General features: G+C 35.0%; 17 protein-coding genes. 6 read left to right on the forward strand and 11 right to left on the reverse strand.

Translation table 11 applies throughout. From position 1 onward, the window contains the following. Nucleotides 1-135: 135 nt before the first annotated feature. The 7 genes from SG0102_RS11580 to SG0102_RS11610 are packed head-to-tail and all read right to left on the reverse strand — an operon-like array spanning nt 136 to nt 8,664. Complete coding sequence (locus tag SG0102_RS11580) at nt 136-1,059, reverse strand: glycosyltransferase family 2 protein (protein ID WP_125120072.1); 924 nt, start codon at nt 1,057-1,059, stop codon at nt 136-138. Then, nucleotides 1,052-2,173: a glycosyltransferase family protein gene (locus tag SG0102_RS11585; protein WP_125120073.1), complete on the reverse strand. Its 1,122-nt coding sequence runs from the start codon at nt 2,171-2,173 to the stop codon at nt 1,052-1,054. The genes SG0102_RS11580 and SG0102_RS11585 overlap by 8 nt, the downstream gene beginning before the upstream one ends. Then, on the reverse strand, nt 2,170-3,939 hold the full coding sequence (locus SG0102_RS15870) for a sugar transferase (protein WP_125120074.1): 1,770 nt from the start codon (nt 3,937-3,939) through the stop codon (nt 2,170-2,172). Before SG0102_RS15870 ends, SG0102_RS11585 begins: the two co-directional genes overlap by 4 nt. A gap of 9 nt (nt 3,940-3,948) precedes the next feature. Continuing rightward, the gene (locus SG0102_RS11595; RefSeq protein WP_125120075.1) at nt 3,949-4,443 is read right to left on the reverse strand and encodes a PglD-related sugar-binding protein; all 495 of its coding nucleotides are present in this window, start codon (nt 4,441-4,443) and stop codon (nt 3,949-3,951) included. Between the two features lie 12 nt (nt 4,444-4,455). Next, nucleotides 4,456-5,280, reverse strand: coding sequence for a LicD family protein (locus tag SG0102_RS11600; RefSeq protein ID WP_125120076.1), 825 nt, complete (start codon nt 5,278-5,280; stop codon nt 4,456-4,458). A gap of 20 nt (nt 5,281-5,300) precedes the next feature. Then, on the reverse strand, nt 5,301-6,746 hold the full coding sequence (locus tag SG0102_RS11605; RefSeq protein WP_125120077.1) for a lipopolysaccharide biosynthesis protein: 1,446 nt from the start codon (nt 6,744-6,746) through the stop codon (nt 5,301-5,303). Between the two features lie 40 nt (nt 6,747-6,786). Beyond that, nucleotides 6,787-8,664, reverse strand: coding sequence for a polysaccharide biosynthesis protein (locus tag SG0102_RS11610; protein ID WP_125120078.1), 1,878 nt, complete (start codon nt 8,662-8,664; stop codon nt 6,787-6,789). Between the two features lie 355 nt (nt 8,665-9,019). On the opposite strand from SG0102_RS11610, the gene SG0102_RS11615 reads away from it, so the two are divergent. The 5 genes from SG0102_RS11615 to SG0102_RS11635 are packed head-to-tail and all read left to right on the forward strand — an operon-like array spanning nt 9,020 to nt 15,050. After that, entirely contained in the window at nt 9,020-10,780 is a 1,761-nt protein-coding gene (locus SG0102_RS11615; protein WP_125120079.1) for an NTP transferase domain-containing protein, read from the forward strand. Next, entirely contained in the window at nt 10,773-11,645 is an 873-nt protein-coding gene (locus SG0102_RS11620; RefSeq protein ID WP_125120080.1) for an NTP transferase domain-containing protein, read from the forward strand. Before SG0102_RS11615 ends, SG0102_RS11620 begins: the two co-directional genes overlap by 8 nt. 2 nt (nt 11,646-11,647) lie before the next feature. After that, on the forward strand, nt 11,648-12,592 hold the full coding sequence (locus SG0102_RS11625) for a DMT family transporter (protein ID WP_125120081.1): 945 nt from the start codon (nt 11,648-11,650) through the stop codon (nt 12,590-12,592). A 17-nt stretch (nt 12,593-12,609) separates the two neighbouring features. Then, on the forward strand, nt 12,610-13,683 hold the full coding sequence (locus SG0102_RS11630) for a pyridoxal-phosphate-dependent aminotransferase family protein (protein ID WP_125120082.1): 1,074 nt from the start codon (nt 12,610-12,612) through the stop codon (nt 13,681-13,683). Nucleotides 13,684-13,724: 41 nt separating this feature from the next. After that, nucleotides 13,725-15,050: a Gfo/Idh/MocA family oxidoreductase gene (locus tag SG0102_RS11635; RefSeq protein ID WP_125120083.1), complete on the forward strand. Its 1,326-nt coding sequence runs from the start codon at nt 13,725-13,727 to the stop codon at nt 15,048-15,050. 30 nt (nt 15,051-15,080) lie between these two features. Here SG0102_RS11635 and SG0102_RS11640 read toward each other — a convergent pair whose 3' ends face one another. After that, nucleotides 15,081-16,880, reverse strand: coding sequence for a GDSL-type esterase/lipase family protein (locus SG0102_RS11640; protein WP_125120084.1), 1,800 nt, complete (start codon nt 16,878-16,880; stop codon nt 15,081-15,083). A gap of 108 nt (nt 16,881-16,988) precedes the next feature. On the opposite strand from SG0102_RS11640, the gene SG0102_RS11645 reads away from it, so the two are divergent. Continuing rightward, nucleotides 16,989-17,513 (forward strand): hypothetical protein, encoded by a 525-nt coding sequence (locus SG0102_RS11645; RefSeq protein ID WP_148668854.1) that lies wholly within the window; start codon nt 16,989-16,991, stop codon nt 17,511-17,513. Between the two features lie 31 nt (nt 17,514-17,544). Here the strand turns inward: SG0102_RS11645 and SG0102_RS11650 are convergent, their stop codons facing one another. The 3 genes from SG0102_RS11650 to SG0102_RS11655 form a co-directional block, all read right to left on the reverse strand. After that, nucleotides 17,545-17,895 carry a hypothetical protein gene (locus SG0102_RS11650; RefSeq protein ID WP_125120086.1) on the reverse strand — a complete coding sequence of 117 codons (351 nt, stop codon included), beginning with the start codon at nt 17,893-17,895 and terminating at the stop codon, nt 17,545-17,547. A 9-nt stretch (nt 17,896-17,904) separates the two neighbouring features. After that, the gene (locus SG0102_RS15875) at nt 17,905-18,030 is read right to left on the reverse strand and encodes a hypothetical protein (protein ID WP_269461197.1); all 126 of its coding nucleotides are present in this window, start codon (nt 18,028-18,030) and stop codon (nt 17,905-17,907) included. A gap of 205 nt (nt 18,031-18,235) precedes the next feature. Continuing rightward, nucleotides 18,236-21,436 (reverse strand): leucine-rich repeat protein, encoded by a 3,201-nt coding sequence (locus SG0102_RS11655; protein WP_125120087.1) that lies wholly within the window; start codon nt 21,434-21,436, stop codon nt 18,236-18,238. Nucleotides 21,437-21,476: the final 40 nt, after the last annotated feature.

The raw sequence follows: 21,476 nt of genomic DNA on the forward strand, positions 1-21,476 counted from the left end.
TTTCAATAAAACAAATCAAAAGAAAGGATAGTGGAACGATTTGAAAACGATCCACTGGGAAATAAATACAAAAGAACAAAAATAAAAATAATAAAAAGTTAACTATTCGATCTCGATATCTTTGCATAACTATGCCTATACATATAATAATTGCGCAATAATACGAACGGTATCGCTTTTTAAGTAATGCCCATGAATCAATTGATAAATGCGCTGCACTTTATGCGGACATTCATATAAATGAATAAAGCCGCTTAATACCGAACGACTTTCCTTAGGCATTGTATCACTATATCTTTCGTACATTGCTTTTGCCTGATTCAAATATAAATATTGCATATTTTTTGTTCTTTTGTCGGTAAACTTACTCCAACGATATTTAAAACTTTTTACATCAACAGCACCGACTGTATTATCCCCATGCTGACGATATAAAATTAATGGTTCACTCAAATGTGAAATACGTCCACAACTGCTTGCTAATAAGGCTAGCCACCAGTCATGCATTAAAATTCTTGAATCATAGTCCCCCATCATTTGACAAAGAACACGATTGATCATCATTGTGCAGCCAGTTACATAATTTTGTACAAGCAAGTTGGAAAAGTCTAGCTTATATTTAGCAATCTGATTGTGTGCTTCATTAAAGTCTAAATCCTGAAGATTTCCATCAACAGCTTTATAATCACAAAATACCAAGATCGGAATATCCTTGCCACTTTGTGCTTCAATTCTCTTCATTTCATTTAAAGTTTTCTCAACCTTTTCAGGTAACCAAAAATCATCCTGATCACAAAACATCACGTAATCCGCAGTCGAAGATTTGGTAATGTGCATAAAGTTCTTTTGTGCACTACCACAATGGACCTGATCTTCTAATAAAGTGATTCGATTAGGATATTTTTTGACATATTCCTTTACGACAGATACTGTCTGATCTTTTGAACAATCATCATGTATTAAAATTCGAATGTCTTTGTACGTTTGGTTTAGAAGTGAATCAAGCTGCTGACCAATATATTCTTCTCCATTGTAAGTTGCTAATAAAATATCAATCATTTTTTACTCCTCTATCAGAAATTTTTGCAATGACTTGATGCATTTGCTTTGAGAAATGTTCATATGTTAAATGATCATTAAAGAATTTAACAGTATTTTCAATCTGCATAGGATCATATACTAATGAATCGAGCTGATCTATATTATAACCCATCTGATATTTATTAATAAGATCCCAGGTATCCCCTTTAATGTTATTAATCATTGGTAAACCAGCCTGCATGTAATCCATGCTTTTCATCGTTAATCCCACACAAACACTTTTCTTCATAATATTTAAACCATAATGGCAACGAGACATGATTTTCATCTTTTCGATTGAATCATACACTTTGCCATGATCATGAACAATCGCACCAGCCTGTTTACATGTTGCTAATAGAGTTTCTTTATTTTCACCACTGCCAATAAGGTGCATATGCACGTATTTCTTTTGTGCTAAAGTACGAATAATATACCCTATAGTATCAATATCTATAATATTGTTCATCGATCCTAAATAAAGTAATGAATAACAATCATTATTTAAATGTTTTTTGGGAATTTGTGCCTGAACATCACGCGCTAAATAAATAGCTTGATGTGGGCATGCTACTAAAAAACGACCTAGTTTTTGCTCATATAAATGACACTCACAAACAATATAATCAGCATATTGTAATGCCTGATTACGCATTTTTGCCCAATATTTATAAGGCGGTGTCATTTTTAATTTTGCAAGTGGCATTGTTTCTGGCCATAAATCAATAAGATCAAAGACCAGTTTACAAGCAGGGGCTTTCTTTTTGATTTCCACAGCTTCCTTTGCAAAACTATTAGGCGGTACTAATACCCACAGCAAATCAACTGTATTGATTTCCTGTGAAATTACCATAAAGATATCTTTGCCTAACTGTGCATGTGAGCGCATGCGAGCAACAGAAATATTCTTATAATAAGGCTCCGCATGAAACATGCGGTAGCCTTCCTTTTGCTCTGTATTTTGCGTTTTCTCAATATGTTTAAAATCAGAAGTATAAACTTCTACCTCATAGCCATTTTCTTCCAAGCTTCTTTTCACCTGAGATACACGTTCATGATATGTATCAAAGCAATTAACGATGATGCCTCTCATAAACTTTCTCCTTCAGTGGCTTCAATTGTTTCCTGAAAATTTGAAACCTGATAATCTAAGCCTTCATAAACAGATAACTTCATATCATAAGTCATATTACCAAAAGCTTTGTTAACTAATCCACTCACTTTACCTGGGACATGTGATGCTAAAGATACAAATGGATTGAGTAAACCTGTTACAGCCATATTATGACCTGATACTGAGGCAATTTCTTTTACCATTTCCGCAGTCTTTGTATAAGAGCTATTTTGAGGCATAAAGATGCCGCCTTCACTCGTTAACATTAACTGACACAAGAACTCGCATAAGTTATCAATGTGTAACATGCTGCGTTTATTATTCACATTTGGGAAGACATGTAATTTCTTAGCGAGTTTCGCTAAAACAGGATAGTTCCCTTTTGAACCTTTACCATAGATCATTGGTGGACGAATCACGGCTACCTTGAATGTATCATCGGCTAAAGCGCGGACAGCTTTATCAGCCTGCCATTTACTATCACCATAGAAGTTTGCTGGTGTAGGGATGGTATTTTCATCAACCATTTTTTCCTTACCGAATGGTGCAGATTCACCATAAACAATCATTGAAGACATAAAGATAAACTGTTTAACACCAGCCGCTTTCGCTTTTTTAGCGACTTCGATCGTTAAGTCGGTATTAACTTTATAATACTTTTCTTTCACTTCATCACTGACATGTCCTACATCGGCATGTGCTAAACCAGCGACATGATAAACAATATCATACTGTGAGAAATCAGTATCTCTCCACTTTGGAGAAATCATATCAACAGTATCAATATCTAAGTTATCTCCATAATGTTTAGAAGCATAGTCTTTAAATGATTCACCAATATAAGAACCGGCACCAGTAATCAGCACTTTTTTATGAGCGGAATGATCAACGGTATAAGATTTACGGTAGGCGAAGTCCTCTTCAGGATCTTCTTCAGGTACATCTTCTCTTAAAGCTTTATGCATTTCACCTGTGCCGCCTTCGACAACACCTTCGCTTTTAGCGACAGAGGAAATCGTCCCAAAGAAGCATTTGATATCCATCAATAAGCCTTTCAGGCTATTTGATTTGACAGCTTTAACGTAATCCCCATCTAATTTGGCTTTCACTGGGATTTCTAATTCATCACGGCCATTGATTTGAGCCCAGCCAGTTAAACCAGGTGTCACATCATTAGCGCCATATTTATCACGTTCTTCCACTAAATCTTTTTGATTCCATAAAGCAGGACGTGGACCGATAATAGACATATTACCAACAAAGATATCCCAGATCTGTGGTAATTCATCTAATGAACTCTTTCTTAAGAACTTGCCAACTCTGGTAATATACTGATCTGGATTTTCTAACATATGCGTTGGCATATCATGTGGCGTATTCATCTTCATACTTCTGAATTTATGAAGTTTGAAGAACTTCTTATTCTTCCCAACTCTCTTTTGTGTAAAGAGCACTGGTCCGGGATCATCAATCTTTATCGCTAAGGTAATGATTAAATATAATGGTGATAATAAAACTAGTCCAAAGAATGATAAAATCACATCAATTGCTCTTTTAGAGTGTGCTTCATAGAAGGTATCATCTTCTTTCGTTTCTTCATTGATGGTATAAGCATCAGGATCATTTTTGAAACTTTCTTCGTCTTCTTTAACTTTCTTTTTACCAATGGTACGTAAGATTACATAAGTGCCCGCTAAAGCTGCAATGACACCAATAATGGTACCGGTTTTCTTCTTGTTTGCCATAAATCCTCCCTAGTAACCTTTAATAACTTCACCAGCATCAACCTTTGTATAAGCCTGAACATGACTGCCTGCTTTACAAATTGCGCCAGCATTAATGTGACAATAATTTTCAATAACCGCATTATGATCAATAATAGTCCCTACAGAAATAATCGTACCATCACCAATCACAGTATTGGCATTGACAATTGCGTTTGGTTCAATAAGAACGCCTTCACCTAACTTTGCACTTTCACTCACATAGCTTGAGGGATCAATGAGGTTTATGCAGGTATAGCCTAATTCTTTGGCTTTCTTATAGAGTTCATCACGCAAAGTATTATTGCCTATTGACACGTGTATTGTATCATAGTTTGTCCTTAATTGCTTTAAATCTTGCATAGTTCCTAATGCTTTTTCATTGTGGTCATCAATAAAATTGATTTTATTGAATATATGCATATGTTTAGCGACTTCCTGACAGACATAACCATGTCCACCCATACCGATAATTAATAAGTTCATATTTTGCACCTATTATTTCTTTCTTCTCGTAATATAGTAATCGTGCGTCGATACACGCTGCTCTTCAGGTGGTAACTGCATATAGTCACCATATTCTGTTGTAAGAAGTTCATGATAATGTTCAGGTGCATTTAACATATGTCCAGCAAATTCAATTTTAACTGGTTTGCCAAACCACTCTCTTCGATATTGAGTAAATTCTTCTGTCCACGCTGGACACCCAATATAAGTATCTGTATCTTTTGAATACTGTTTTAGAACTGCATCAACTTCCTGATTGACATGCTGAGGATAATCTTTACCCTTTTTAACTTTAAGCATTACATGCTTTGGAAATTTACCTAATGTTTTATACCACTGACTACTGCTTTTACCAGATAAATACATACTATAGTTTCTGTTGATACTGATAATTTTATTAAATACAGACTCCCACGAGCGATCATTGCCTTCACCATCTAATGGATAGATATCTACAAATACACCGATATCAAATGGTTTCTTTCCTTTTTTAGTTGTATGATAGGCAAAATCCATATTAGATATACGAGGAATATAATATTCGTAGTTCTTAGTATTTTCACGACAGCAGTATTTAAATGGTTTGAGTTCTTCTTCATGTTCTAAGAAATATTTTTTGAAAGCTTCATAATCTTTACGTGGCATCCAAATATCCACATCATCATCCCAAGGAATATAACCATGATGTCTCACCGCGCCAATTAATGTTCCATAAGCTAAATAATAGACAAGACCTTCTTTTTCACAAATTTCGTCAATTTTTAATAAAACTTTTAAAGATTCTTTTTGAATCTCACTCATTGTTAATTTTTCCATACTCTTTTTTCACCTCAAATTTATCTATGTAATTTACTCTTTACAAAACGTCCGGCAATACCAAATCTTTTTTCTTCATAAAGTAAATATACGCCAAACAAAACAATTGCCATGATCCATCTCACAATAATAAGTTTCACTAAAAAAATCGTTAAGAAGTCTAACGCTAATAAAGCAATAATCGTTGAGAAAATAACTTTATTGTTAAACAAATGGAAACCTTGAATCTTTCTGGCAAATGCGAAGTGAAACATAAAGTATAAGAAATAAGTTACTAATGTGGTATACGCCGCTGCAATATAGCCGAATTTTTTAATAAAAATATAATTTAAAATAATATTTAATACCGCTGCTGATACGCTTCCGATTGCAATGTATTTCGTTTTCTCATAATAATATTCAACACCAGAAGGAATCAAATAGAGAAATGAGCAAAATCCCCCAACGATAATCGGAATCGCACAATAAATGGAATTATAGTACTTCGCTGATCCTAAGATGAGAATTAACTCTGGACAGACTAATAAGACACAGGCAGTAAAAATAAATAATGTAAGAACATATAAGCCACTGATTTTCTTAATAGCAGTATAATTCTTCTCATTCATACGTTCATAGAACCACTGTGCCCAAACATTATCTAATGACTGATAAGTAACTAATAAAATAGTAAAGATATTATACGCAAAGCTATATATACCAGCACTGGCAGAATTGATCATTTTATTGATCATAATACGGTCAAACTGTGATAAAATGACCTGACTTAATCCATGAGGTACAAGTGGTAATGAATAATTAACACCCCACTGTAAATATTCCTTCACATGATTTGGACGCTTTTGACGTAAAAAGCTGATCACAATCATGACAGAAATGACAAAGATTGTTAAAGTAGTTCCTAACATTCTTCCCATGTAACGATTATTTTTAAACATGAAGAAGATAAAAATCAATGATAAACCAATATTACCAACAGCATTTATAAATGATACTTTTAAGAAGCTTTGATATTTATAATTGAGGGCTGCGTTAGAATTAAAGCACTGTACAACCGCGGCTCCAAATGAATACATCACAAGTAATATGAGTTCAATGCGATCTAAGCTAAGTATGTTGTGAAAAAACGGATAAAAAGCATTAAGAATTACAAAAGCAAGCAGTGCGTTCACGACGATCATAATCATCGTTGAAGAAACATAACTTTCAAAGTTATATTCACTATTTTCTGCTTCGCTTTCATATTTATATTTGAATCGCGCATTCTTATAACTTGTATGAATGGCTATGCCAATAATAATGAATAATACACTTTCATAAGCTGCAAATGTATTATAAATCCCATAATCAGCTGTCGTTAGCAAACGAGCAAAAATTGGGATGGTTAGGAAATTTAGTCCCTGAATCAGATAGTTACCGATTGTATAGCCAAGGCCAGCCTTTACAACCTTTCCATTTTGTGACATATTGTTCTCCTTTTCATGCACAAAAGAGAAATAGGTATGCCTATTTCTCTTTCTTAAGATCAGGATGGTAAGTTGGTACAACTTTTGCGACCAATTTTTTCATTTCATTACCATCACCGTTTTCATTAGCGACCTTATCTAAAGTGGCTAATTCCTGTTTGAATTCATCATCATCAAAGATGATTGGCTGCCCAATATGAATCAGCTTATTAGGGGTATCTTTCATCCCTTCTTCTTTCATCAGCATTTCTTCATACAGTTTTTCACCTGGTCTTAAGCCAGTATAGACAATCTTGATATCTTTATCAGGTTCATACCCCGAAAGTTTTATTAAGTTTCTGGCCATATCATCAATCTTAACTGGGTCCCCCATATCAAGAATGAAGATTTCTCCCCCATGGGCATAAGCCCCAGCCTGTAAAACGAGTGAAACAGCTTCTGGAATCGTCATAAAGAAACGAATAATACGTTTATCCGTAACAGTGACTGGTCCACCAGCGGCAATCTGTTTCTTGAATAATGGAATGACCGAACCATTCGAACCTAAGACATTCCCAAAACGAACAGCTACAAAATCTGTTTTCGAATGACGAGACATCATCTGAACAACCATTTCGCATAAACGTTTCGAAGCACCCATAATATTGGTTGGGTTCACCGCTTTATCGGTAGAGATCAAAACGAACTTCTCAGCCCCATATTCATCGGCTTTCTTCGCTGTCTTATATGTCCCCATGACATTATTTTTAATTGCTTCAGTTGGTGAATCTTCCATTAATGGCACATGCTTATGGGCTGCCGCATGGAATACAATCTGTGGTTTATAAGTTCTAAAGATGTAGTCTAATCGACCGGTGTTACGCACCGAACCAATTAAGTATTCCGCATTTAATTCAGGATGAGTCACTTTTAATTCCTGCTGGATATCGTAAACATTATTTTCATAAATATCAAAGACAACTAATTTTTTGGGATGCTGTTTGGCAATCTGACGACATAATTCAGAGCCAATAGATCCTCCCCCGCCAGTGACTAAGACAACTTTATCAGTAATATAAGAGCCCACTTCTTTTAAATTGACTTTCACTGGATCTCTTCCTAGTAAGTCAAGTAAATCTACATTTCTTAATTTAGAAACTGTTACTGTCCCGTCGACTAACTGATAGATGCCTGGTAAAACCTTAATATCTTTAATACCTGCTTTTTGCGCAATTTCAATAATCCCTTTACGTTCTTCTGGTGAAGAAGAAGCCATAGCTAAAATAACTCTCTTCACATCATATTTTTTTATAAGTTCAGGTAAATTATAACGTGTCCCTTCAACGCGTACACCATGCACTGTTTTGCCAATCTTATTGGTATCATCATCAACAATACAGCAGACATGAACATTAGCCTTATCAGTAGAATGAATTTCACGAATGATCTTTTCTCCTGCCTCACCGGCGCCAACGATAATCGTATTGACAGTATCGCTATTAATTTTATCTTTGAACACAATGGTCCGATAAATACGATAGGAGAATCTAAAAATCATAGTAAATACTGTTAAGATTATAAAGAAGAATACAAAATAGCTTCGTGGTAATGAGTGAATCAATAGTACACTTTCAGCTACCTGTACCAAAGCAGCAACTAAACAAGCTAAAACAATCTTGATAGCTTCTCGAATAGAAGCTAATGACCAAATTGTGAAATAAAGATTAAAGATCATAAAGACAATAATCGTACTGATCGCTGTAAATGGCATTAAAGCTTTTGCCTCAGTTAAAAATCGAATTGGTATATTAGCTGGATTCAAATCAAATCTCAGCAATAACGATAAGTAGCATGTCAAACAAATAATAGCGGCATCGACAATAATCATGAGCAACATTCTCACTTTTTTGTCTGCTGGTATTCTTTTTAGATAATCCATTTTAATTTCTCCTTCAAATAAAAATCATATTCTTGTATTCCACTTTATTCTTCATATTTCATCGAAAGAATATCCTGTTAATTAAATATAAAATTAACATTTAGCGTACTTAAAAGTAACACAAAAGAGTATTAATTACAAGACTCGCTTAAAAAATATAGAGGAAAATTGTTCCAATATACAATTATAGTTTAACAAATCAACTTTTAGTATAACTTAAGAATAACCTAAAATAGACTATTTTAATTTAATTATCATAAAAGAATAAACTATTATTGACATCACTTCAAATAAACTTATAATGAGATTTGTTCAATATCTTTATTTTTATTTTATTTTTGAACAGGAGGATTTTATGAACAGAAAATACTATCAAATACTTACATATTTAAATACACATAAAGAAGAAAACTTCTCACAGCGTGATTTAGCAAATGCTCTAAGCATGTCTTTAGGCAGTGTTAACAGCTATATCAATCAGCTCACTGCTGAATCCTATCTTGATACTGACGGAAAGTTAACAGAAAAAGCGCTGGATTTATTTATAAAGGCTAAACCTGACAATGCCATTATTCTTGCGGCTGGTTATGGTATGCGGATGGTTCCCATCAATACCCTTAAACCTAAGGGATTACTGACGATTCATGGCAAGCCATTAATCGAAAAGACAATTGAGGATCTCCAGGCAGCTGGTATTCATAAGATTTATATTGTCGTTGGCTTCCTTAAAGAAATGTATGAATATCTTATTGATCGATACAACGTTACCCTTATTTATAATGAAGATTATGCGAGTAAAAATAATCTTGCTTCTCTAAATAAAGCTTATAAGTATATTCATAACTCTTATATCATCCCTTGCGATGTGTATACAACTTTTAATCCCTACTCATCTTCAGAAATTTGCAGCTGGTATATGATGGCAGATCAGCCAGAAGATAAAAACGGTCATTATACTGTTAATAAGCAATTACATATTGTAAAAACAAACTCCTCACCATTAAAAATGGTCGGTATTTCTTATGTGACTGGTGTATCTGAAGAAATTTTAAAACATAACTTACAATTAATGAGCCAGGATGAACAGTATGATTCTGTTTACTGGGAAAAAGCGCTATTCACTAACAATAACCATATCATTGGTAAAATTGTCAAACCAGGAACATGCTATGAAATTGATACCTATGAACAGTTGAGAAATATTGATAACCAGGCAGATGAACTGCAAAATGATGCAATTTCGACAATTGTCTATACCTTTAACGTAAAACCTTCAGATATCAAGAATATCTCAGTTTTAAAGAAAGGTATGACCAACCGTTCTTTCTTATTTGAATGTAACAATCAAAAATATATTATGAGAATTCCTGGGGAAGGCACCGATCAGTTAGTCAATCGCCAAGAGGAATATGATGTCTATATGGCCATTAAAGGCAAAGGTCTCTGTGATGATAATATTTATATCAATCCAACCAGTGGCTATAAGATCACTAAGTTTATTAATAATTCTCGTAACTGTGATCCAGATAACATTGATGATTTAAAAAAATGCATGAAGAAACTCAAAGACTTCCATAACATGAAACTCCAGGTTAATCATACCTTTGATATTTTCAAACACATGGAATTCTATGAAACTCTGTGGGAAGGCAATCCTTCAATCTTCAATGATTATGAAGATACCAAAAAGAAAGTTTATGAACTAAAGGAATATATCGATGCCCATCCATCCGAATACTGCCTTACACATATTGATGCCGTCTGTGATAACTTTATGATTTCAACAGACGAAAATGGTCAGGAAAAGATTGACCTGATCGACTGGGAATATGCCGGTATGCAGGATCCTCATGTTGATATTGCCATGTTCTGTATTTATGCAATGTATGATCGTGCTCATGTTGATCAGCTGATTGATATCTATTTTGAGAATAACTGTCCACAGGAAACCCGATTAAAGATCTACTGCTATATTGCCTGCTGTGGCCTGTTATGGAGCAACTGGTGTGAATTCAAACGTAATAAAGGTGTTGAATTTGGTGAATATTCTTTAGCCCAGTATCGCTATGCGAAAGATTACTACAAGATCTTCAAGGAGGAAATCAAAAATGTATAAAACAGCTCATGCCGTTATTATGGCAGCTGGCACATCAAGCCGGTTTGCTCCATTATCATACGAATTTCCAAAAGCATTAATTACGGTTAAAGGAGAAGTCCTCATTGAACGTCAGATTCGTCAGCTGAAAGAAGCGGGCATCAATGATATTTATGTTGTCACAGGCTATAAACATGAAGATTTTAATTACTTAGAAAAGAAATGCGGTGTTAAACTCCTTTATAACAAGGACTACAATACCCGTAATAACAATGCCAGTATTTATACGGCTAGAGATGTCTTAGCTAATTCTTACATTTGCTCAGCTGATAACTATTTTACCAAAAATCCATTCACTTTAGAAAATGAAGATAGTTATTATGCGGCTATTTATGCGGACGGTCCTACTAAAGAATGGTGTTTAGAAGAAGATGAGAAAGGTTATATCAGTCATGTCACCATTGGCGGTGAAAACGCCTGGTACATGCTCGGTCATACGTTCTGGGGTGAAGAATTCAGTAAAAACTTCTTGGATATCTTAGATAAAGAATATGATCTGCCCGAAACAGCAGATAAGCTCTGGGAAGATATTTATATGGAGCATCTTGATGTTCTCAAAATGAAGATCAAAAAATACCCAAATGACTTTATCTTTGAATTTGACAGTCTTGATGAATTGCGAACATTTGATACAAGCTATGTGAATGATACACGTTCTCCCATCATCAAATCGATTGCAAAAGCATTACAGATTTCTGAATCAGCGATTCATCAGTTTAAAACAATCAAATCTGATACCAATGAAGCTATTGGATTTATCTTTCATGTTAATGATCAAGTTTACCATTATCTCTATGAAGAAAAAGAAATCAAGGAAGGTGAATAACAATGATTTACGGTGTAATTGCCGGTGTCACCTGGGCTATAGAAACAATTGTATTAGGTATTGCCCTTTCAATGACACCATTTGTATCCACTAAAGAAGCCATCTTTTTAGCTCCTTTTGTCAGCACATTCTTACATGATGCCTGCTCAGCGATCTGGGCTACCTTATTCAATATTTTCCGTGGCAACATCAAAAATGTTTTTAATGCTTTAAAAACAAAAAGCGGCCGCTTCGTCGCTTTAGCTGCCATCATTGGTGGTCCGGTTGGTATGACTGGTTACGTCTTAGCCGTGAAATACATGGGGGCTTCCATCGGCGCTGTTGCTAGTGCGATCTTCCCAGCCATCGGCGCGATCTTAGCTTATTTCTTCCTCAAGGAAGAAATGCAGTGGTATCGCTGGATTTTGTTAATCATCACCTTATTAGGTGTTTATGGTCTAAGTTATTCCCCTGACCTTAATATCACAAACTTCTGGCTTGGCATCTTAGGGACCCTGATGTGTTCCTTTGGCTGGGGGATTGAAGCTGTTGTGCTCGCCAAATGTATGCAGGATGATGCTGTCAAAGATGAATACGCCCTGCAGATCAGACAGACAACCTCAGCATTATTCTATGGTATTGTTATTTTACCTATTATGCACGGCTGGCATTTTACGACTACATTATTTACCGCGAAAGGCGGGATGCTGCTGCCAACAATCGCGATCGCAGCTTTCTTTGCGACAACATCTTATCTTTGTTACTATCGTGCCATTTCCAAGATCGGTGCTTCTAAAGCCATGGCTTTAGACGTTTCCTATGCAGCCTGGGCTGTCGTTTTCTCAGTCATCTTTATGCATGACTACTCACTGCTTAAACCATTAACCATTACTTGCACATTAATCGTTATTATTTGTGGTATTTTGGCAGCCGCAGACTTTAAAGAACTGTTTAGCAAAGCATCATAGAATAGGATGGTGATTTTATGCTTAATTTTACAGTTGGTCCCGTTACATCTCCTCAGGAAGTATGCGAAATTGGTAGTCAACAGGTACCTTATTTTAGAACACCTGAATTTTCTCAGATTATGAAAGAAAATGAACAGCTTATTCTAGAATTCGCACACGCCCCTAAATATTCTCGCGCAGTTTTTATGACCTGCTCTAGTACTGGTTCTATGGAAGCTTCGGTTATGAATTTCTTCACAAAAGATGATCATATTCTTGTCATAAACGGTGGCAGCTTCGGTGCACGTTTTGCAAAGATTTGTGAAATCCACGAGTTAAACTATACTTGTCTCAACTTAAAACATGGTCAAAAACTAACTCAGGAAATGTTAGATACCTACAATCCTGCTGATTTTACAGGATTGCTTGTCAACATGGATGAAACATCTACCGGTGTTCTCTATGATGTGGAAATGATTGGTAACTTCTGTAAGAAGAATCATATTTTCTATGTTATTGATTGTGTTTCTTCGTTCTTAGCAGATCCTTTTGATATGCGCCGTTGTCATGCTGATGTTATGATTACAGGATCTCAAAAAGCGTTAGCCTGCCCGCCTGGCGTGTCTATTATTGTCATGTCGCCACGAGCTATTAGAATAGCGCAAAATACCCATGTCAGATCATTGTACTTTGATTTGAATGACTGCTTATTAAACGGTGAACGTGGTCAAACCCCATTTACTCCAGCTGTAGGCATTCTCTTACAAATAAACGCTCGCCTTAAAGCGATTAAAAAGGCTGGTGGCGCAGAGACTGAAATTGCCCGTGTAGCTGAGCAAGCTGCTGACTTTAGAGAAAAAATCAAAGCCTTGCCTTTTGAATTTGTCTCTGAATCACCGGCTAATGCGGTTACTCCTGTTCACCCATTATATGGTGATGCCTATACCATCTTTACGATGTTAAAAAACGACTATCATATTTGGATTTGTCCTAATGGCGGAGACATGAAACATGATATTTTCCGCGTTGGACATATTGGTGATTTAACTTCAGAAGATAATACAACATTAATAAATGCCTTAACCGATATTCGTCGTAAAGGCTACTTATAAGAGTGGTTCACCACTCTTTTTTGAAAAGGAAAGGAGCTTATATGATTAAAGTCATTACCTATGGAACATTCGATCACCTACATCAGGGTCATATTAATTTACTACGCCGCGCTAAAGCATTAGGCGATTATCTAATCGTTGGCGTAACATCTGATGATTTTGATAAGCAAAGAGGAAAAATCAATGTTAGTGAACCTTTAGAAAAGCGCATCGAAAATGTTAAACAAACCGGTTATGCCGATATGATCATTGTCGAAGAATATGAAGGGCAGAAAATTGATGATGTCAAAAGATTTCAGGCTGATATTTTCGCTATTGGCTCTGACTGGGAAGGACATTTCGATTACCTGAAAGAGTATTGCGAAGTTAACTATTTACCCCGTACTCAAGGTATTTCCAGTACTCAAATTAGATCGCAGGAGCAATCTATCAGAATTGGGATTACTGGAATGGATCATTACATTGAAAAAGTTATTGATAAAGCAAAATCCGTTAATGGTTTATCCATTGAAGGCGTTTATACGACAAACGAAAAAGCAAATTACCAGAATATTTCGTGTTATCATGATTATACAGCTTTCTTAAACGATATCGATGCAGTATATGTTTATTCTCATCCTACCCTTCACTATAAACAAGTCTTTTCTGCTTTAAAAGCAGGTAAGCATGTTATGTGTGAAGCTCCCTTAACGCTAAATAAGGAAGAAAGTCAGACTTTATTTGCCTATGCAAAACAGCATCATCTCATTTTATTAGAAGTGCTGAGAACTGCTTATTCTACAGCTTTCGCCCGTATGCTTTTATTAGTTAAAAGCGGTAAAATCGGTGAAGTAAAATCTATTGATGCAACATGTACAAGTTTGGAAAGTATTTCTCATGAAGAAGTTTTTGGTAAATGGGCCAGTTTTACAGCTTGGGGACCGACTGCACTTTTGCCGCTTTTTGAAATACTAGGTACAAATTATCATACAAAAACAATTACCACCCAGTTGCTTAAAGATATTCCTGCTCTATATGATACATTCACAAAAGTCTCGTTTATCTACCCTTCAGCAGTTGCCTCTATAAAAGTTGGTAATGGTGTAAAATCGGAAGGTGAACTCATTATTTCTGGTACCAAAGGTTATGTCTACATTCCTGCACCTTGGTGGAAAACAGACTATTTTGAAATACGATATGAAAATCCTGCTCAAAATAAACGCTATTTTTATCAATTAGATGATGAAGGTATCTCTAATGAATTTATTACCTTTATCAAAGCAATTAAAACAGGGCAGTATTTACCAAATATCGATCTTTCTACAACCCTTGAAACGTCTAATATAATGAATGAATTCTATCATTGTAAACACTTTATCGAAATATAATAGCGCTATCGAAAAAGTAAGAGTTCGCTCTTACTTTTCTTTAGCTGCAATATACAATTCCACGCCTTCTTTAGATCTAAATGTAGAGATCATATAAGTCCCATAATCCCATAACCCATCATCACCATCACCAAAACAGCTTGTGGAATACTGTTTGGCAAGTGGCTGTCCAATTAATTTTGTGAGATATTTGACTTCATTTTGCGAAGTTGCAGCATCTCTAAGTTTGTAGGTACGTCTCTGATCTAAATTACCTGTTTGATCAAATGCATAGAACTCTCCCTGATAAACAACAGTTCCCGTCACATATTGACCGTTACTATAATATAGTTGTCTTAAAACTGGATCATAAGTTGTCACTGCACCTTTATTAGAAGAGTATTTCACTTTAACTGCCTTCATGGTATTATAAGGCACTTTTTGCTTATACTTCTTTTTCAGTTTTCTATAAGTCTTATAAGTAACATTATAGTTCTTCTTTTTATCATTATTACTTGGATCATAGACTTTTCCATTGATTTCCACAAAACATTTTATTGTTTTTTTGGTATCTTTACGATCTGTCACAACATAAATCTTCTTATATCCTAGAGCCTTCGCTAAATAAGCAAAGCATGAAGCAGCCTGTAAACTATTTTTAATAGGTTTTCTCTTTACAAAGTAATCATAAGCATATAATGATGGATAACCCTTCTTTAACACAGCCTTTGGTATGTTTTTATATTTTTTCTTATGAATGGCTTTAAAAGCTTTTTCTAGTTTCTTTTTCCCTTTATATTTCGAAGCATTCTTTTGAACATAAGAGAGTAATTCATATTCCCGACCATCTTCCAAGGATACCTGACGATTATGGCTATTAAAGTAGGTATTATTCACTTTCTTCATCAATAGTTTCCCTTGATTATCTAAGAAATAAGTAACTTTACCCTTTCTTACGCGCCCCTTTTGTAATATGCCTGCATCATTAAAATAATAGTAATTCTTGTTAATAAGAGTTAACCCTTTTGCTTTATGACCATCAAAATAATAGGACTGATTCTGCCAGCCATCGATCTTTACAACATCTCCTGTTGGCGACTGGGTCGTTGCCATGGTATTGAGATCATCAAAATCATGACCAACATCAAAAGAAATGCCTAATTGTTCTAAGACTTTATAAGCAATATATTCCATACCTTTATCATTAGGATGTCTGGCAATGGTCCAGTTCATAACCTTATGCTCCTGACCATCTTCACCATAAACCGTTGCCCCAATGGCACTGCGATATGCTAAGTTTTTGCTGATCGCTGTAAGATCAACAAATTTGCAGCCATAGGTTGTGGCAACACGCTGTTGCACCTCATCAACTCTTTTTTCGATATCTGAATTCTTTTGGAAGTTACCTATAATAACAATTGTCGCATTCGGATTTGCGTTTCTAACGACATTAACTAATCTCGTTAAGTTTTCTTCATACCCTGTGAATAAGTCTTCAGAACCAATATTATCGCCCTGTTCAATAGTCACTAAATCATAAGGTGTCTGTGATTTTTCTTGAATTTCTTTTTCATAGGTCTCTTGTTCATCTTTAGCGGTAGTCCATTCGTTTGCCATAATATCCGTTTGAACATTTCCGTATTGCTGCTGAAGGCGGGCATTCACCCGATGAACCCAATCCAAATCAGTATGCGAAGCAGCCATGCCACATTCACTCCACCAAATATTATCTTTGAAATGAACAGTTAAACTATTACCAAAGGCTAAAAAGCGAAATGGTTCCTGCGCATGCACCTGTGTAGGAAATACACACATGCATACAGTTATCATAATCATACATAATTTCTTCATCCTATTTCCTCCAAATCTTCTTCTATTATAACTTTACTATATTTGCTTTGTGAATACTTTGTCGCACAACTTGTAACAAACTCCTTTCTTTATTCAATTAGACTATAAGTGTCAAATAAAGATCATGATCATCATCTCAGACAAAGAAAGGATATGACAATTATGGATAATGTACCAATGACAACAACAACTTATGATAATGATTATTTATGGCCACAGGAAGATAGCGCCGCAACGAATAACGAACTGTTAGTAAGACTGTACTTACGTACACGTTTAGCAGTCAACAGCTTAGGCTGTTGCGTATTTGATGAGCAGAAAGTCTTAGAAGACTTGCATTTAACCCCTGAAGCTTTTGATGAAGCTTTCTCGGCTTTAGAGAAAAGCGGTCAAGTCTTTAAATACGTAAGAGAAACTAATGAATTATTAGTCAAAGACCATGTGATCTCCACTAATAAATCCATTAATAAGAAATTAAGATTAGCAATCTTAGAAGATCTCAATCAAATCAAGTCCTCAGAATTAATGGAATACTTCTATAAAAACATCAAAGGTTCGACAAAACACTTACGTGGTAAAACAGCTTTATTAAAAGCAATGAAGAAACGTGTCAAAGAAAATGCCTTAAACTAGTAAACACCCATCAGCTATAGCTGATGGATGTTTATTTTTTATTCCAAAACAGTCCATTCATTCTTTCCTGAGTCCTTTTAGTTTTTCCTATTTGTTTTGAAATCTCACCAGAATTAGCACTTAATAACACCGATGCAACACTTACACCAAGCATTAGAATATCACCACCAAAGGTTATAATACTTTTTCTTAACTCTTTACCATTAGATGACGTTCTCTTATTAATGCTCTCCGTATAAAGATTTAATTTCATTTTTATTTGTTCGTCAGTCAATTTTGGATTTTCAATAATAATTCTAAATAACGCATCATATTCCTTTTCATCAAGGGTTATTCCAATGCGCACTGCTTTATCAAATGTGTCAACTAATTGACACGCCATTCTATTGATCTATGGTGCAGCTTGTTGGAGCAGTTCAACACGTTTTTGAAAACCATACTTTTGACAGTCAACTAAAAGTTCTACAGTTTTATTAACATCAATTGGTGATATGGCATTTGCAGCAGCAACTTTCATAACTGTCGCCTTTGCAATTTGAGCCTATTCCATTTAACATCCCTCTTTCTACATTCAATATACACTTGTAAAAACAAACTTCAACATGAAAACATCTTACATATTTAACTAGCAGTCAAATTATTTAAATCATCACTGTTTAATGATCCATAAAAAGTGTAGAGCATCTATCAGCGTTAGCTGATAGATGCCCTTCAATTAATGACTATCTCTTTTTATAGACAATCTTAATTTTATATGTTTTTCCTTTTACTTTTACGCTAATAGTCACTTGACCAGGCTTCTTATATTTGACCTTACCATTTTTAACTGTTGCAATCTTTTTATTTGAAGATTTCCAAATAGCTTTACCCTTATAATTTAAAAGGCTTAATTTAATTGTTTTACGTTTGCGTAAAGTGACTTTATTACCTTTCTTCTTAATATTACTACCTTTTGGTACTTTAATACTAATCTTCTTAGCTTTCTTTACTGGTACGGGTTTTGCAGGTAAAGAATTATTTTCTTCTTTATTAGAAGCCTCAGTATTGACTGGCTTCGCTTCTTCTGTTTTTTTAGAAGTATCTTCAGTACTTGTCGTTTCATTTTGTGTATTGCTTGGTGAGTCTTCATTTGTTTGTGTCTGCTCATTCGTATCCGGATGAGTAACAATTTTCTCATCAACATCAACTTCTACAGCTTCTGAAGGATTTAAAAGATGCGTGCCTTTGTAACGTACATAATACGTTCCTTCTTCAACTTCAGTTGTCCCTTGGCTGCAATCATTCCAGTCAATCTGATTACTGCTGTATTCCATTTCAGTTGTCGTACCACCAATAAAACCTTCATCACCATAAACACCGCGAGGTTCTTCCTGGTTTTTCTTAGGAATTGCATCGACCGTAACACGTACGCTAGCGGAAGGACCATACTGATCATTCTCTTTTAATCTAACTTCATAGTTTCCAGCTGGAACTGATGTTGAACCTTCACTACACTGTGTCCAACTATTCTTTCCAGCTATTGCGTATTCCATTGAAGATGTCGTACCATTAATAACTTCTTGACCGCCTTTTAATCCTGTTGGCTTTTCCTGTGGCATTTTGGTACGCACAATACCATCATCTGATATCTTTGCAATATCATTTCCGTTCATAGCATCTAAAGTTTTCACTTCAGTTTTAATTTTACCTAATGCTTTTGCTTTAACACCTTCGTGGAAACCAGAAGCTTCGATACCTTCATCTGTTAACTTAACAGTGATATCACCTTGAGTCATTCCACTTAACTGGTATGTATGATACTTATTTTTAGCTTTACTGTTATCTGCCATCACAAGATCACACTGACCATTACTATCTTTAATGACAATTTTGCCGCTTGGAGAGATAGTTATTTGTGAAGCAGAAGCAACTTTGATTGAATAACAAATATTCAGATATGTGACATTAATATTTATATCACCTTCATTATTTGTTAGAGGTGTAAGCACATAATCATCACTATCACTAGGAAGATTATAATCAACAAAATCGTTCTCTAAGTTTCCTTCGCAGCGCGTATACGGAATCCATTTTTCGTCAACACCATCATTGCCTAACTGGGGATTTAATTCTGTCTTTTCTTCTGTCTGGCTATCTTTAATTTCAAATGCATTTTTAGCTGAAATTTCGATTTCTGGCTTAAAGGCGCTATTATCTTTCTGACTCTTCAAATCCATTTCATCTGTATCATCAGTATAAACGATAATCTTAGCCCCATAATCAGTTGAACAATTATATATTGTACGATTATCTTCAGTATATTTATAATAAGGAATGCACCATTGCCCATCATCATTGTAATAGAGACTCATATCTTCATTATTTTCATTAGTATCGCTGTCAATGAGAACAATTCTATTTGTATAAGTATTTCCGCCAATCTTTCTTGGCTCCTTTAGGATTTCATACGTATTGCCAATAAAAGAATGACTTACTAAATTCCAGGTCTTATTTCCATTCTGATCAAGGACAAAGATACCATCCTTTTCTACCGGCTGCCACCAGTTAAACTGTAAGCTCACCGGAGCTCCACCATATTTTACTAGCTTTACACGCGGCTGAATCTCTTTATTGACAACATCATCATTGTTAGCAGTATATTTATCTTTAAGAACCTTCCAGCTTTGTAAGTACTGCTGACTTTGATAATAGCACATATAGGACTGTAAATTATCATCCCTCGTTAAATCATGAATTGATGTTCCCGATTCATCGATATTTTCAGATACATTTATTCGATCCATCTTATTTAAGGTTTCTGTGATACTCATTCCATAACAATGACCATTATTACTCTTCTCTAAAGATCTAGTCACATTTCTCTGATCAACTGGAGAAAGAGATTTCATTAAAGCCTTTAAATCAGCATTACTGATATGCTTTGAACATCCATCTTCATGTTTAAAATTTGTAAAGTTATAAAGATCATCTAATGTTAGTGTATTATTCTTCCCATTTAATAGTTTACTATTATAGCCAATACATTTATTTCCCCCTACAAAACGGCTAAACCAATATTCTAAATCCGAATCATTATTTTCCCACAAGTCCTTAGGATAGTAAATATCTGTACCATTAAGGAACGCATAATCCACGCTAGTAAGCTCTGGCATATTTCCTGTAAAAATAATTTTCTTTAGTTTTGGACAATCATCAAATGTTTTTACCTGACATAATTGAGAGACATTTTTAGGGATAATTAATTCTCTCAATTCCTGACAGCCATTGAACGCATCATAGTCAATAGTTTCTAACTGAGAAGGCAACTGAATATTCATTAGTGATTCACAGCCTTTAAAAGTACCACCGTAGATAATTTTAATATCATCTGGAAGTATGATGCTTTTAAGACTTTTACAATTATAAAAACAACTGCCAAGATCTGTTACATGATCTGGAATATTAATGGTATTGAGTTTAGTACAATCATTAAAAGCACCGCTATCAATTGCTTTTAAACTATGAGGCAAAGTTAACTGTGTTATTGATTCGCATTTTTCAAAAGCAGAATTTCCGATTTTTTCTAACTTTTTTGATAGAGAGACATTTACCAAGTGATTACATCCTTCAAATGCCCGATCCCCAATGCTTGTTACATCATCACTCATCTTTACATCTGTTAACTGAGTACATTCTTCAAACTGCTTATCGGCGATAGACGTTACCCCAGATGAGATCACCACTTTTTTGATATCACTACGCTGCTTAAAAGTTTGGTCAGTGTTAGCGGCGATTGTTAAAAGACCATCGTCATCTAAGCTCCATCCTTCACCATGCTCAACCACGGTTGCTGCATAGACATGAGTAAACGACAACGGAACAATTAATGAAACACTGGACATTACCATCATTACAGCAACAATTGCAGATAAAAACTTCTTCATTTCTGACTCCTCCTTATTTTATCCCATACTGATAATGTTT

It is taken from the genome of Intestinibaculum porci (assembly GCF_003925875.1).
Lineage (GTDB): Bacteria > Bacillota_I > Bacilli_A > Erysipelotrichales > Coprobacillaceae > Intestinibaculum > Intestinibaculum porci.

What these genes read in the sequence shown, in the direction of transcription:
- SG0102_RS11595 (WP_125120075.1), bottom strand. Translation starts at nt 4,443, where the DNA reads ATGAACTTATTAATTATCGGTATGGGTGGACATGGTTATGTCTGTCAG.
- SG0102_RS11640 (WP_125120084.1), bottom strand. Translation starts at nt 16,880, where the DNA reads ATGAAGAAATTATGTATGATTATGATAACTGTATGCATGTGTGTATTT.
- SG0102_RS11655 (WP_125120087.1), bottom strand. Translation starts at nt 21,436, where the DNA reads ATGAAGAAGTTTTTATCTGCAATTGTTGCTGTAATGATGGTAATGTCC.
- SG0102_RS11630 (WP_125120082.1), top strand. Translation starts at nt 12,610, where the DNA reads ATGCTTAATTTTACAGTTGGTCCCGTTACATCTCCTCAGGAAGTATGC.
- SG0102_RS15870 (WP_125120074.1), bottom strand. Translation starts at nt 3,939, where the DNA reads ATGGCAAACAAGAAGAAAACCGGTACCATTATTGGTGTCATTGCAGCT.
- SG0102_RS11620 (WP_125120080.1), top strand. Translation starts at nt 10,773, where the DNA reads ATGTATAAAACAGCTCATGCCGTTATTATGGCAGCTGGCACATCAAGC.
- SG0102_RS11585 (WP_125120073.1), bottom strand. Translation starts at nt 2,173, where the DNA reads ATGAGAGGCATCATCGTTAATTGCTTTGATACATATCATGAACGTGTA.
- SG0102_RS11615 (WP_125120079.1), top strand. Translation starts at nt 9,020, where the DNA reads ATGAACAGAAAATACTATCAAATACTTACATATTTAAATACACATAAA.
- SG0102_RS11650 (WP_125120086.1), bottom strand. Translation starts at nt 17,895, where the DNA reads ATGGCGTGTCAATTAGTTGACACATTTGATAAAGCAGTGCGCATTGGA.
- SG0102_RS11605 (WP_125120077.1), bottom strand. Translation starts at nt 6,746, where the DNA reads ATGTCACAAAATGGAAAGGTTGTAAAGGCTGGCCTTGGCTATACAATC.
- SG0102_RS11610 (WP_125120078.1), bottom strand. Translation starts at nt 8,664, where the DNA reads ATGGATTATCTAAAAAGAATACCAGCAGACAAAAAAGTGAGAATGTTG.
- SG0102_RS11600 (WP_125120076.1), bottom strand. Translation starts at nt 5,280, where the DNA reads ATGGAAAAATTAACAATGAGTGAGATTCAAAAAGAATCTTTAAAAGTT.
- SG0102_RS11580 (WP_125120072.1), bottom strand. Translation starts at nt 1,059, where the DNA reads ATGATTGATATTTTATTAGCAACTTACAATGGAGAAGAATATATTGGT.
- SG0102_RS15875 (WP_269461197.1), bottom strand. Translation starts at nt 18,030, where the DNA reads ATGAAAGTTGCTGCTGCAAATGCCATATCACCAATTGATGTTAATAAA.
- SG0102_RS11635 (WP_125120083.1), top strand. Translation starts at nt 13,725, where the DNA reads ATGATTAAAGTCATTACCTATGGAACATTCGATCACCTACATCAGGGT.
- SG0102_RS11625 (WP_125120081.1), top strand. Translation starts at nt 11,648, where the DNA reads ATGATTTACGGTGTAATTGCCGGTGTCACCTGGGCTATAGAAACAATT.